15 protein-coding genes are annotated in these 12,713 nt (G+C 74.4%); 3 read left to right on the top strand and 12 right to left on the bottom strand.

All coding sequences use genetic code 11. From position 1 onward, the window contains the following. Window positions 1–56: 56 nt before the first annotated feature. On the top strand, window positions 57–935 hold the full coding sequence (locus tag BFV98_RS22055) for an HAD family phosphatase (protein ID WP_071097653.1): 879 nt from the start codon (window positions 57–59) through the stop codon (window positions 933–935). A gap of 15 nt (window positions 936–950) precedes the next feature. Here BFV98_RS22055 and BFV98_RS22050 read toward each other — a convergent pair whose 3' ends face one another. The 11 genes from BFV98_RS22050 to BFV98_RS22005 all read right to left on the bottom strand — a co-directional run bounded on the left by BFV98_RS22050 (window position 951) and on the right by BFV98_RS22005 (window position 10,915). Then, the gene (locus BFV98_RS22050) at window positions 951–1,808 is read right to left on the bottom strand and encodes a lysophospholipid acyltransferase family protein (protein ID WP_030269196.1); all 858 of its coding nucleotides are present in this window, start codon (window positions 1,806–1,808) and stop codon (window positions 951–953) included. 338 nt (window positions 1,809–2,146) lie between these two features. Continuing rightward, window positions 2,147–3,220 (bottom strand): NAD-dependent epimerase/dehydratase family protein, encoded by a 1,074-nt coding sequence (locus tag BFV98_RS22045; RefSeq protein ID WP_013288758.1) that lies wholly within the window; start codon window positions 3,218–3,220, stop codon window positions 2,147–2,149. A 119-nt stretch (window positions 3,221–3,339) separates the two neighbouring features. Next, window positions 3,340–3,441: a 30S ribosomal protein bS22 gene (locus tag BFV98_RS31575; protein WP_007465623.1), complete on the bottom strand. Its 102-nt coding sequence runs from the start codon at window positions 3,439–3,441 to the stop codon at window positions 3,340–3,342. A 220-nt stretch (window positions 3,442–3,661) separates the two neighbouring features. Further along, window positions 3,662–3,871 carry a helix-turn-helix domain-containing protein gene (locus BFV98_RS22040; RefSeq protein WP_013288759.1) on the bottom strand — a complete coding sequence of 70 codons (210 nt, stop codon included), beginning with the start codon at window positions 3,869–3,871 and terminating at the stop codon, window positions 3,662–3,664. 213 nt (window positions 3,872–4,084) lie between these two features. Continuing rightward, complete coding sequence (locus BFV98_RS22035; protein WP_013288760.1) at window positions 4,085–5,269, bottom strand: ABC transporter permease; 1,185 nt, start codon at window positions 5,267–5,269, stop codon at window positions 4,085–4,087. Then, complete coding sequence (locus BFV98_RS22030) at window positions 5,266–6,135, bottom strand: ABC transporter ATP-binding protein (protein WP_013288761.1); 870 nt, start codon at window positions 6,133–6,135, stop codon at window positions 5,266–5,268. The genes BFV98_RS22035 and BFV98_RS22030 overlap by 4 nt, the downstream gene beginning before the upstream one ends. After that, window positions 6,132–7,529 carry an efflux RND transporter periplasmic adaptor subunit gene (locus BFV98_RS22025; RefSeq protein ID WP_071097651.1) on the bottom strand — a complete coding sequence of 466 codons (1,398 nt, stop codon included), beginning with the start codon at window positions 7,527–7,529 and terminating at the stop codon, window positions 6,132–6,134. The genes BFV98_RS22030 and BFV98_RS22025 overlap by 4 nt, the downstream gene beginning before the upstream one ends. A 28-nt stretch (window positions 7,530–7,557) precedes the next feature. Further along, the gene (locus BFV98_RS22020; protein ID WP_071097649.1) at window positions 7,558–9,111 is read right to left on the bottom strand and encodes a hypothetical protein; all 1,554 of its coding nucleotides are present in this window, start codon (window positions 9,109–9,111) and stop codon (window positions 7,558–7,560) included. Between the two features lie 115 nt (window positions 9,112–9,226). Continuing rightward, entirely contained in the window at window positions 9,227–9,562 is a 336-nt protein-coding gene (locus BFV98_RS22015; protein WP_013288764.1) for a YrdB family protein, read from the bottom strand. Then, entirely contained in the window at window positions 9,559–10,128 is a 570-nt protein-coding gene (locus BFV98_RS22010) for a TetR/AcrR family transcriptional regulator (protein WP_013288765.1), read from the bottom strand. The genes BFV98_RS22015 and BFV98_RS22010 overlap by 4 nt, the downstream gene beginning before the upstream one ends. Continuing rightward, window positions 10,121–10,915 (bottom strand): alpha/beta fold hydrolase, encoded by a 795-nt coding sequence (locus BFV98_RS22005; RefSeq protein ID WP_071097647.1) that lies wholly within the window; start codon window positions 10,913–10,915, stop codon window positions 10,121–10,123. Before BFV98_RS22005 ends, BFV98_RS22010 begins: the two co-directional genes overlap by 8 nt. Window positions 10,916–10,992: 77 nt before the next feature. Here BFV98_RS22005 and BFV98_RS22000 point away from each other — a divergent pair, with 77 nt between their 5' ends. Beyond that, a complete protein-coding gene (locus BFV98_RS22000; RefSeq protein WP_071097646.1) occupies window positions 10,993–11,397 on the top strand; it encodes a VOC family protein in 405 nt (134 codons plus the stop codon). A 1-nt stretch (window position 11,398) separates the two neighbouring features. On the opposite strand, the gene BFV98_RS21995 is transcribed toward BFV98_RS22000, so the two are convergent. Then, window positions 11,399–12,319 carry a proline dehydrogenase family protein gene (locus tag BFV98_RS21995; RefSeq protein ID WP_013288767.1) on the bottom strand — a complete coding sequence of 307 codons (921 nt, stop codon included), beginning with the start codon at window positions 12,317–12,319 and terminating at the stop codon, window positions 11,399–11,401. A 117-nt stretch (window positions 12,320–12,436) separates the two neighbouring features. Between BFV98_RS21995 and BFV98_RS21990 the strand changes: the two genes are divergently transcribed. Beyond that, window positions 12,437–12,712, top strand: a complete 276-nt coding sequence (locus BFV98_RS21990; protein WP_225319763.1) for a hypothetical protein — start codon at window positions 12,437–12,439, stop codon at window positions 12,710–12,712. Window position 12,713: the final 1 nt, after the last annotated feature.

Raw genomic sequence — 12,713 nt, 5'->3', positions numbered from 1 at the left:
TGCCGGATACGCTCGACGAGGTGGGCGTACGCCGTCGTCGAGGCAGGGAGGTCGCCGTGGCCGGGAGCCGGAAGGTGACCGTCAGCACCGACGCGCACGGGCACACCGCGGGCTGGTCGGAGACCCCGTCGGCACCGGCGACCACAGTCACGCCCGACCCCACCGCGGCCGCGTTCTTCGACGTGGACAACACGATGATGCAGGGCGCATCGATCTACTGGTTCGCCCGCGGGCTGGCCGCCCGGAAGTACTTCACCACCGGGGACCTGGCCCGGTTCGCCTGGCAGCAGGCACGGTTCCGGCTGCTCGCCACCGAGCACGCGGGCGACATGTCGCAGGCCAAGGAGGCCGCGCTCGCCTTCGTCCAGGGCTGGCGGGTCGACGACATGGAACGCCTCACCGACGAGATCTTCGACGAGCTGATGGCACCGCGCATCTGGGCCGGCACCCGTCGCCTGGCGCAGCGCCACCTCGACGCGGGCGAGCGGGTCTGGCTGGTCAGCGCCGCCCCGGTGGAGATCGGCCGGGTGATCGCGACCCGGCTCGGCCTGACCGGCGCGATCGGCACTGTGGCCGAGGTGGTCGACGGCGCGTACACCGGGCGGCTGGTCGGTGACCTGATGCACGGGCCGGCGAAGGCCGAGGCGGTCACCCAGCTCGCCTCCGTGGAAGGGCTGGACCTGGCCCGGTGTGCGGCCTACAGCGACTCGGCGAACGACCTGCCGATGCTCCGCGCGGTCGGCCGTGCGGTGGCGGTCAACCCCGATCCGGCGCTGCTGCGGCAGGCCCGCGAGCAGGGCTGGGACGTGCGCGACTTCCGCACCGGGCGCCGGGCCGTACGCATCGCCGTGCCCTCCACCGCGGCGGCCGGGCTGCTCGCCGGCGCGGTCACGGCCGGTCTGGCGCTGCACCGGCGCCGCCACCGCGACGTCTGACCGGCGCGGCCCGGCTCAGGGGCCGAACGGGTCCGGCCGGCGTTCGAGCAGCTTGTGCAGCGTCTGCTGGATCGTCTCCCGCACCTGGTCGGCGAGGTTGAACACCACGAGCGGGTCGTCCGCCGCGTCACGCAGGTGCGCGGTCGGGATCGGCGGGCAGAACTCGATCAGCCACTTGCTCGGCAGCGGCACCATGCCCAGCGGCCCCAGCCAGGGGAACGTCGGCGTGACCGGGAAGTACGGCAGTTTGAGCAGCCGGGCCAGCGGCTTGATGTCGGCGAGCATCGGATAGATCTCCTCGCCGCCGACGATCGCCACCGGCACGATCGGCGTACCGGTGCGCAGCGCGGCGGAGACGAACCCGCCCCGGCCGAAGCGCTGGAGCTTGTAGCGGTCGGCGTAGAGCTTGCCGACGCCCTTGAAGCCCTCCGGGAACACGCCCACCAGTTCCCCGTTGCCGAGCAGCCGCTCCGCGTCCGGGTTGCACGCGACGGTGCCGCCGGTCTTGCGGGCTATCTCGGAGACGACGGGCATCCGGAAGACCAAATCGGCGCCGAGCAGCCGCAGGTAGCGGTGCGCCGGGTGCCGGTCGTGCAGCGCGGTGGAGAGGATCAGCGCGTCGAGCGCCACGGTGCCGGAGTGGTTGCCGACGACGAGACCGGCGCCCTCGTCTGGTACGTGCTCGATGCCGCTGACCTCGGTGCGGAACCAGTCCCGGTAGAGCAGCCGGACCAGCGGGTGGACCACCGCGTCGGTCAGGTCGGGGTCGAAGCCGAACTCGTCGACCTCGTAGTCACCGGCGAGCCGCCGCCGCAGGAACGCCAGCCCCTGGGCCACCTTGCGGTCCCAGTGGTCCCCCGGCCGGTCGGCCACGGCCGGACCCGACGGCGCGTTCCCGGTCGGTGCCTCGTCCGCGGGGGCCTGCTGCACGACGGCCTTCTTGGCGACGGCCTTCTTCGCCACGGCCTTCTTCGCGACCGTCTTCTTGGCCACTGTCTTCTTCGCCGGCTGGTGCGGCGTGGCCGGAACGCCCGCGCCGGCGGCGGCGCCCGGCTCGTCGGCGGAGGTGTCCGGCTCGTCCGGCGGCGCCGCAGGGCGGGCGGACGGCGCGGTCACCCGGCGGTGCCCGTTGCGCCGCGCGGGCTCCGCGCCCGGATCCGGCACACCCAGCGGTACGTCGTAACGCCCGTCACGCCGCTCGTCGGGGCTGCTCACGAACGCTCCCGTACGGTCGAGCGGACCTGCCGGATGCTCTCCAGCACCAACTGCTCGGCGGCGGCGAGCTGGTCCCGGGTGACCACGACGCCGCCGTGGTGGGCGCGGATGAAGTCCTCGAACGCGGCGGCGGTCGAGCGGGGCGTGAAGCCGTACTCCCGCTCCAGTCGGCTGGTGTCCACCACCCGACCGTGCACGAAGAGGTCCACCTGGTCCAAGCCGTACCGGCCGAAGCCCAGACTGCGGGCGACCGCGGCGACCCCGGCCAGGCCCGGTTCCAGCACCGGCACCGCCACCCGGCCGGCCCGGCGGATCGCCTGCGACAGCGACAGCACCCCCGGCCCGGCGACGTTGTACGTGCCCGGGTGATCCTCGGCGACGGACCGGTGCAGCACCTCCAGCGCGTCGTCGAAGTGCACGAACTGCAGGCGCGGATCGCGGCCGAAGACGGTGGGCACCACCGGCTGGGAGAAGTAGCGGGTGAGCGTGGTGTCGGCGGCGTACCCGATGAACGGCGCGAAGCGCAGCACCGTCGCGGTGACGTCGGGCCTACGGCGGCGGAACCCGCGGACGTACCCCTCGATGTCGAGGATGTCGCGGCCGAAACCGCCACGCGGCACCTCGCGCGGCTCGGTCTCCTCGGTGAAGACGGCCGGATCGCGGAACGACACCCCGTACGCGGCGGTGGACGAGCGGACCACGAGCTTGCGCAGCCGGGGCGCGCGTTGCGCGGCGGCGAGCAGCTGCATGGTGCCGATGACGTTCTGTTCCTTCATCCCCGCCCGGCCACCCTGCTGCGGGTCGGGGGCGGTGACGAGCGCCAGGTGCACCACCGTGTCGACGTCGAGGTCGTGCAGGAGGCCGCCGAGCGAGTCGAGGTCCAGGCGGATGCGTTCGACGTCGGAGAGCAGGTCGGTCAGCTCGGGGTTGGGTGGTGCCGGGTCGACTCCGATGACGCGTTCGATCCGCTCGTCGGCGGCGAGCCGGGCGGCCACGTGGGCGCCGAGCCAGCGGCCGACCCCGGTGACGACGACGACCCCCGGGGCACCGGAGGTGTCACCGGGGGTCATGTCGTGCGCCTAGCGCGGCAGGCGGGATCGAGCCGGGACGTCCGCGGCCTGATCACCTGAGCCTCCGAGGGTCGACAGTTGGCAAGTGGTGCCGGTGCCGGGCTGCTGCCCGGCCCCGGTCACTTGCCGAGACGGCGACGCTGGACGCGGGTCTTGCGCAGCAGCTTGCGGTGCTTCTTCTTAGCCATGCGCTTGCGGCGCTTCTTGACCACCGAGCCCATACGACAGCCTTTCGATGCAACGTGCGGGGCGGACCGGACGGCACCACCACGGGTGGCGCCGTGACCGCTTGCGGACAACGGACCGGACCAGCGTGGTGGGCAGGGCACACCAGAGAGCGGTCACGGTCGTGGCCCAGCCTAACCGGAGTGCGTCAGCAGGACCAACGCGCCCCCGTCGATGCCCCTTTTCGTCGCACTCGGCGGACGGTGCGCCGAGGGCTCAGGCGGACTCCTGGAAGGCGCCCCGGAGGTATTCGTGCACGGCGTGCTCGGGCACCCGGAACGACCGGCCGACCCGTACCGCGGTCAGCTCACCGCTGTGCACGAGGCGGTAGACGGTCATCTTGGAGACCCGCATGACCGTCGCCACCTCGGCGACGGTCAGGAACCTGACATCCGACAGCCGTGCGTCGGACTGCGACCCGGCCATGGCTCACCGACCCATTCCCGTGCCCGGCGCGTGTCACCGGGCAGGTGTTCCCGCCTCGACGAGCGACGCGCGTGTAACCAGTACGGTAGCGGGACGGCTGTGACCTGCGCGATCCCTTCCACCCTTTGATCATGGCGAGACAGCCGTTCACCCGATGTCCACCAGGGCTTTTTCGCCCGGACGGGTGTCTCGTCCGATCCGGGCGACCGCCGTCTACTCGGCGCGCAGCGCCACCACCGGGTCGAGCCGTCCGGCCCGCTGCGCCGGCACCACGCCGAAGACGATGCCGACCGCCGCGGAGACGCCGAACGCCAGCGCCAGCGACCACCAGGTGATCGCCGCCGGGATCGGGGAGAACGCGTCCACGAGCAGCGCGGTGCCCACGCCCAGCGCCATCCCGGTCAGGCCGCCGACCGATGTCAGCAGCACCGCCTCCAGCAGGAACTGCACGCCGATGTCGCGGGGGCGGGCGCCGACCGCCTTGCGCAGGCCGATCTCGCGGGTCCGCTCGCGTACCGAGACCAGCATGATGTTGGAGACGCCGACGCCGCCGACGAGCAGCGAGATGCCCGCGATGGCGGCCAGCACGCCGGTCAGCACGCCAAGGATGTCGCCGAGCACGCCGAGGATCTGCCGCTGGGTGACGGCGCTGAACTCGGTGTCCGGGTGCCGGCGGGACAGTTCCGCGACGATCCGGTCGCCGAGCTCGTCGATCCGCTCCCGGTCCGGCGCCTTCACCGCGATGCCGTCGATGCGCTGGGTGCCCCACAGCCGTTGCGCCGCCGTCACCGGTACGTGCACCTCGTCGTCCCGGTCCACGCCGAGACTCTGCCCGAGCGGGGCGAAGACGCCGATCACCCGGAACCGCACCCCGGCCAGCGTGACCTGCTGACCGAGCGGATCCCGATCGGGGAAGAGCGCGCGGGCCACCGAGTCACCGAGCACCGCCACCCGGCGGCTGGTGTCCACGTCCGCCCCGGTGAGGTAGCGGCCCCGCGACAGCGACCTGGTGAACACCGACGGGGTGGTCTCCAGGACGCCCTGCACAGTGGTGAAGTCGGACCGGTTGCCGGCCCGCGCGGTAGCGCCGGAGGCCACCGTGACGGCGACCCGGCCGGGGTCGCCGACCACCCGGGAGACCGCGTCGGCGTCGCTGAGGTCCAGCGGCGAGACCACAGGCGCGTTGCCCACCTCGATCCGGCCCGGCACCACCAGCAGCAGGTTCGAGCCGAGCCCTTCGACCTGCTGCTCGACCTGCTGCTTCGTGCCGGTGCCGATGGCCACCAGGATCACCACCGAGGCCACCCCGATGATCACCCCGAGCATGGTCAGCAGGCTGCGCATCCGGTTGGCCCGCAGCGCGTCCGACGCCACCCGCCACGCCTCGGCCAGCCTCATCCGGCGTCGCCCTGCTGACGGCCGCCTGCGGCGCGCGGAAGGCGCCCGGTGGCCCCGGTGGCGCCACCGGGGCCACCGGGCGGGTGCCCCGGGCCGCTTCCGGACGCGGACCGGGGCTCCGCGCTGGGAGCGGGGTCCAGTGTCGCAGGTACGCCGGAGCCGTCCGACGCCGGTCGATCATGAAGGCTGTCGGACCGGATGAGCCCGTCCCGTACCGCGATGCGCCGGTGTGCCCGGGCGGCCACCTCCTGGTCATGGGTCACCATCACCAGCGCCACCCCGGACTCGGCGTTCAACTGTTCCAGCAGTTCCAGCACCGCCTCGCCGGTGGCGCTGTCCAGGTTGCCGGTCGGCTCGTCGGCGAGCAGCACCGCCGGTTCGGTGACCAGCGCCCGGGCGATCGCCACCCGCTGCTGCTCGCCGCCGGAGAGCTGGTTGGGCCGGTGGTGCAGCCGGTGACCGAGCCCCACCCGGCCCAGCATCGCCGCCGCCCGCTCCCGCCGCTGCCGCGCCCCGACACCCCGGTAGACGAGCGGCAACGCCACGTTGTCCACTGCCGAGGTACGGGCCAGCAGATGGAACGCCTGGAACACGAAGCCGATGGTCTCGTTGCGCAGCGTCGCCAGCTCCGGCGCGGTGAGCGTGGTCACGTCCCGCCCGCCGATCACCAGCCGGCCGCCGCTGGGCCGGTCCAGCCCGCCGAGCAGGTGCATGAGCGTCGACTTGCCCGAGCCGGACGGCCCGATCACCGCCACGTACTCGCCCTGGTCGATGGTGAGCGACACCCCGCGCAGCGCGGACACCGAGACACCGTCCAGCTCGTACGTGCGCCAGACGTCGACCGCCTCGACCGCCGGTACGGTCACGGGAGTTCCTGGCCGTCGCGCACCTGGTCGGCGCCGCGCACCACCACCCGGTCACCGGCCCGTACGCCGTCGACGATCTGCACCAGGTCCTGCCCCTGCACGCCCACCGTCACCGGCACCCGGTCGGCCCGGCCGTCCCGCAGCACCCAGACCGCGTCCCGCCCGTCGGTGGAGAACACCGCCGACGCCGGCACCGCCACCGCGTCGGCGGCCTCCCGCACCCGCAGCCGTACCACGGCGTTCATGCCAGGGCGGGGTGCCGGAGCGGCCTCGGCCTCACCGAGGCGGCCGGCGCCCAGGTCGAGGCGGACCCGGTAGGTGACGCCGCCCCGCGCCGAGCTGGTCGGCAGCACGTCCACCGACCGCACAGTCGCCTCGTACGTCGCGCCGGTCACCGCGTCCAGCTCGACCGACGCGGCCACCCCGGCCCGGACCAGCAGCACGTCGGTCTCGTCCACCTCGGCGAGCAGGCCGAGCCGGCCGATGTCCACGACGGTGAGCACCGGCGTGCCGGCGGTGACCCGGCCACCGGCCGGGATCGCGTCGTCCACCCCCGGCGGCGGGCCGCCCTGCCCGCCACCGCCCAGCGCCGACGGGTCGAGACCGGGCACCGCCGCGCCACCCGCCGCGCCGAGCAGCCCGGCCAGGTCGGCCGGCCCCGCCGACCGGGTGCCGCCCGGCTGCACCACACCGGCGATCGGCGCGCGCAACGTCAACGCGTCCACTGTCGCCTTCGCCAGGTCGTACGCCTGCTGGGCCTGGAGTCGTTGCGCGGACGACAGCGCGCCGACGGCGCTGTTCAGGCCGGCGACCCCGCGCTGCACCTGGGCCACGGCCCGGTCGGCGGCGCGGGCGGCCGACTCGTACTGCCGCTGCGCCGACTGGACCTGGAGCAGGAGCGCGGCGCGTACCTGCGGATCGCCGACCTTGCCGGCGGCGGCGCGGGCGGCGGCGAACGCCTCGTCGGCAGCCCGGTCGGTGCCGCGCCGGCTGCCACCCAGGCCGCCGGTGCCGGTGCCCCGCCCGGCCCGCTTCGCCGCACGCAGCGCGTCCCGCGCCTTCGCCAGGCGGTCCCGGGCCGACGGCGAGTCGATCACCGCGAGCACCTGCCCCCGGGTCACCCGCTGCCCCGGCTGCACCCGCAGACGTGCGAGCGTGCCGTCGGCGGGTGCGGTGAGGGTGGCGGCGGCTCGCGCGGTGACTGTGGCCGGGGCGTCGATCACCTCGCTGACCGGCGCGCGGCCCACCTCGGCGACTGTGACCGCCGGGGCGTCGTCGCCGCAGGACGCGGCGGTCGTGCCGGTCAGCGCGACGACGGCGAGCACCGCTGTGACGAGACGGGGGCGGCGGGCCGCGGGCAGCCGCGGCGAGGGAGTGCGGGCCACCCGGCCCATGCTACGACCCGTCGACAGGCGTCGACGTTCAGCCGATGACGGCCCGCACGTAGGCCACGCAGTCGTCGTGCAGCATCGACCACGGGTCGCCGAACACCTCGTCGGCGGCCTGCTCCGGGGTCCGTCCCTGGTGCACCACGGCCCGGTAGAAGTCCAGCATCCGCTGCTCGCCGTACCTGTCGACCAGATGGCGTACGGCCAGGTAGCCGACGCCGTACGCGCCGCCGACCCGGTCGTCGCTCGCGTCGTCGGCGGGCGCCACCGCCTCCAGCCGCCCGGACCAGCCGCCGCGCAGCAGGTCCCGCACCTCGGTCAGGCCGTCGTAGCGGTGTACGGGCTGGCCGTCGGCACCGGCGTACTCGGCCAGCCCCTCCACCAGCCACCAGTCCGCGCGGTCGGCGTAGCCCCGGTCGGGCAGCGAGGCGGCGTGGGTCAGCTCGTGCCGGAGCAGGTCGTCGAGGCCGGCCGGGGTGACGATCTGGGCGTTGAGCACCACGTCGTGGCGTCCACCGCCGACGCCCACCGCGTAACCGGCTGTCCACTTCGGCCGCCCGCCTCCGTACCAGCGCTGCCACTCGCCCTTCCCGGCGTAGTAGACGAGGTACCGGTCCGGCGGCCGGCCGCCGATCGCGTACCGGTCCGCGGCCCGGGCGGCGGTCTCGGCCTGGGCGAGCAGGCCGGGCAACTTGCGCCGCTGGGCCGGCGTGGTGGCCACCACGACCCGCTTGCCGACCGTCACGGCCAGGTCGTTCATCTGCCACGGCCGTACACCGGCCAGGTCCGCCTCGGACGGTTCCAGCGCGGTCAGCCGGGGTTCCTCCCCGGCCAGCCGCCAGCGCGCACCCAGCTCCACAGTGCTCGGCTCACATTCCGGCACCACGAAGCAGTAGCCCACTGTCACCGTCTGCCGCCACTCCCCCGGCCGCCCCTCGACAGCCTCCGGCACACCGTCCGCAGCCGGCCGCCAGGCGGTGACCCGCAGCGCCCGCAGCGCCGCGTACCGGCGGCTCAGCGCCGGCCGGGCCGCCGGCTCGGCGACCGCGAGGAAGCCGGCCCGGTCCGCGCCGACGAGGGCGGCGGCCTGCCGGTCCAGCAGCGCGAGCATCCGCTCGCCGAGCCGCCGCTGCGCCGCCGTGCCCGGGTCGGCGTTCGCGGCCGACCGCCCGGCCGCATCAGGCGCCGACTCCCGCAGGAGCACGCCGGGCACGGCGCCCGCCACCAGGCCGAGCGCCAGCCCGAGCGCGGTCCAGAGCGGCCACCGCCGTCGTTGCCGCACCGTCCGCGTCGGGTCCGGCTGCGCCAGGGGTACGGGGTACGACGCCGGACCAGCGGCGGGGTGCGGCAATGACGCCGCATCCGGTGCCGGTGCCGGTGCGATGGTGTCGACGGCGGCGTCCACGCCGGCGGAGGTGGCGGCGTTTTCGACGCGGGCGTCGTCAGCGCGCGTGTCGTCAGCGCTGGCGTTGGCGGCGGCGCTGACGTTGGCGGCGCTCGCGTCGGCGGCGCGGTCGGCGTCGACGGTGGGGCGAGGCTCGTCGCCGTCCGTCGTCCGGCCGGGAGGCTGCTCGTCGCCGTCGGTCACCGGCGAAGGGTACGACCAATCGGGCGTTCCGGGAAAGAGTCCCGCCGCTGTTCCGCCCCGCCGAGAGATCTTGGTACGAAAGCGCCCTGATGGGGCCGTTTCGTACCAAGATCTCTCAGATCGGGGTGCCGGTCAGCGTCAAGGCCGTCTTGTCGGCTGCCCAGAGGGCCACCAGGGCGACCGCCGGCACCGTGTGGCCGGCCAGGGTCAGCAGGACGCCGCCGGTCAGGAAGCAGGCGGCCTGGACGGCGAGCTTGGCAGGGTCGGGCAGCGTAACGGCTGCACGCGGCGAGCAGAACAGACCCCACACCACGGCGATCACCAGCGGCGTGCCGAGCCCGGCCAGCAGGCGTACCGGCCAGCCGGTGCCGAGCGTGAAGCCCCAGTATCCGGCCGAGCCCAGAAGGGCCAGTTCCAGCAGGAAGATCACGCCGAGCAGCAGGGCCTTCATCGGTTCTCCCAGGAGAGGTAGGCGCGGTCCAGGCCGGCGATCATCTCGTCGAAGGAACGGTCGGTGTCGCGGGGCAGCCCGAATCCGCCCGCCGCCTCCAGGGCGACGAAGCCGTGCACGGCGGCCCGGAACATCCGGATGGCGTCGGTGGCGGCGTCGCCGTCGAGGCCGTACCCGAGCAGGATGGCGCGGACCGCGCCGACCGCGCGCTGCCCGGCGGCGAGGTGTTCGGGGTCGGCCGGGTCGGGCGCCCGCTGGGCGGCCGGGTAGCGGCCGGGGTGCTGCCGCGCGTACTCCCGGTAGGCGGCGGCGACGGCGCGCAACGCGTCGCCGCCGGAGCGACCCGCGGCGGCGGCCGTGAGCACGTCGGCGATCTCGGCGGTGGCGAGCACCGCGAGCTTCTGGTGCAGCGCGTCCGCGCCCCGGACGTGCTTGTAGAGGCTCGGCAGCGCGACGCCGAGCCGGGCGGCGAGCGCGGCCAGGGTCAGCTTCTCGTAGCCGACCTCGTCGGCGAGCGCGGCGGCCTCCCGCACGACAGTCGCCGGGGTCAGACCGGCCCTAGGCACGTGCGGTCACCGCCAGGAACTCGACCAGGTCGGCGGCGGTGGCGTCGGGCTGGTCGGCGTGCGGGTAGTGCCCGGACTCGGCGACCATCCGGGCCTCGGCCACGGCGAACAGCCGGCGCGCGGCCCGCGCCTCAGCGCCCGGGTCGGGGAAGTCCGGGTCCTTCGTACCCATCAGAACCAGCACCGGCCGGCGTACCTCGGGCGCGCGGGCGGTCCAGTGCGGGTCGGCCGGTGCGATCACGCCGCGCACCGCGGCCATCCGGCCGCGCAGCTTGGCGACCAGCTCCTTGCGGTACGCGGCGTCGTCGGCCGGCCGCCCGCAGGGGAACAGCGTGCGGTGGAACAGCCCGAACAGCCGAGGGCTGCGCAGCACTGCCGCCTGCGCCACACGCATCAGCGGGTTCGGCTTCGGCGTGCCGACGAACGGGCTGACCTGCACGATGCCGCTCACCAGGTCCGGTGCCTCGGCGGCGGCGAAGACCACGGCGGCGGCGCTGGAGGAGCTGCCGACCAGGGTGGCGGGCTCGCCGCCGAGCGCCCGCACCACGGCGAGCAGGTCGCCGCCGACCTGCTCGGGGGCGTACGTGGGCCAGTGCGCGCTGGAGTCGCCGTGCCCGCGTACGTCGACCGAGGCGACCCGGTAACCGGCCGCGACCAGCCGGGGCGTCAGGTGGCGGAAGGCCGCCCGGTTCTCCCCCATGCCGTGCGAGAGGACCACGAGCGGTCCCGACCCGTGCACCTCGTACGCGATCGTGCCGCCGTCCCGCGCCACTTGGCTAACCGTCATAGCCGTAAAGCTAATAGCATTAGCCAACCACCGTCAAGCTTGACCTCAACCCGGGATGAGGTCGCACGATCCCGGGCATGCCGATCACCGCCGACACCCACGTACGCCACGCCCGCCCGAGCCGCGACCTCGCCGCCGCCGAACGGTTCTGGACGCAGGGGCTGGGCCTGGACGTGCTCTACCGGAGCGAGGGCGGCCACGCGGACGAGCACGACCTGGTGATGCTCGGCCTGCCCGGGGCCGGCTGGCACCTGGAGCTGGTCGGTGGCGCGACGCTCGCGGTCGAGCCGCGTCCCACCGGGGAGGACCTGTTAGTGCTCTATCTCGACGGCCCGGCCGACGACGAGCTGGTCCCGAGACTGGAACGGGCCGGCGGGACCAGGGTCTCCGCCGGCCCGTACTGGGACAGGTGGGGCGTCACGTTCGCCGACCCGGACGGCTACCGCCTCGTGCTGTGCACCCGGGCCTGGTCGAACGACTGACTCACTTCTTCGACAGCACCGCGCGGCCGAAGAACGCCAGGTTGGCCGGGCGCTCCGCGAGCCGGCGCATCAGGTAGCCGTACCACTGGTCGCCGTAGGGGACGTACGTCCGCACCGTGTAGCCCTCGCCGACCAGGCGCTGCTGCTCCTCCGGGCGGATGCCGTAGAGCATCTGGAACTCGAACCGGCCCGGGTCGCGGTCGAACCACCGCGCCCGGTCCTCGCCGATCGCGATCAGCCGCGGGTCGTGCGTGGCGAGCATCGGGTAGCCGTCGCCGGACATCAGCACGTTCATGCAGCGCACGTACGACTTGTCCACCTCGCGGGCGGACTGGTACGCCACCGACTCCGGCTCCTTGTACGCGCCCTTGCACAGCCGCACCCGCGACCCGGCCGAGGCCAGCTCCCGGCAGTCCGACTCGGTCCGCCGCAGGTACGCCTGGAGCACCGCACCCGTCCCCGGGTGGTCCTTGCGGAGCTTCGCCAGGATGTCCAGCGTCGAGTCGGTGGTGGTGTGGTCCTCCATGTCGAGCGTGACGGTGGTGCCCGCCGCGTCGGCCGCCGCGCAGATCGCCCGCGCGTTGTCGTACGCGAGCTGCTCGTCGAACATCTGGCCCAGCGCGGACAGCTTCACGCTGACCTCGGCGGCCGGGGTGAGCCCGGCGGCGGCGAGGCGGCTCAGCAGCGTGAGGTACTCGTCCCGGGTGGCGTTCGCCTGTTCCGGGGTGGTGGTGTCCTCGCCCAGGTAGTCGAGGGTGACCGCTTGGCCGTCGGCGACCAGCTCGCGGGTTGCGCGCAGCGCGTCGTCGGTGGCGGCGCCGGCGACGAACCGGCGGACGACGTCCCGGGTGAACGGGGCCGTCGCGACGAGCCGCTCCACCTGGGTAGACCGGGAGGCGGCGAGGATGACGGAACGGAGCATGAGCCGAGCGTAACGCTCACCACCGGGCCCTCGCCGGGTGCGTCCGAGGCCCGTTCCCTCCCGCCCTCCGACCGGCCCGGGCACCCCCGGCTGGCGGGGATCGGCTACAACGTTCACGTGGATCGACGACACCCCCGGCGCCGGCTCCGCTCGGCCTCCGTGCAGCTCGGCGCGCTGACCGCGCTGGCCCTCGCGCTCTCCGGCTGCAACAACGGTTACGACGACGACGATGACGACTGCGCGCTCGGGCCGGCCGGCGGAGGCGGCGACACCGTCGCGGTCGCCCTGCTCGTGCCCGCGCCGGCCACCGCCGCGCGCGGCGAACCGGCCCCGACCGCCGCGCTGCCCGAGCGCGGCGGCTTCGGCACCCACCTCGCCTCCTGCGGCGGCTGAC

Source organism: Micromonospora sp. WMMB235, from assembly GCF_001855515.1.
GTDB lineage: Bacteria > Actinomycetota > Actinomycetes > Mycobacteriales > Micromonosporaceae > Micromonospora > Micromonospora aurantiaca.
This window is presented reverse-complemented; position numbering and strand designations above follow the sequence as displayed.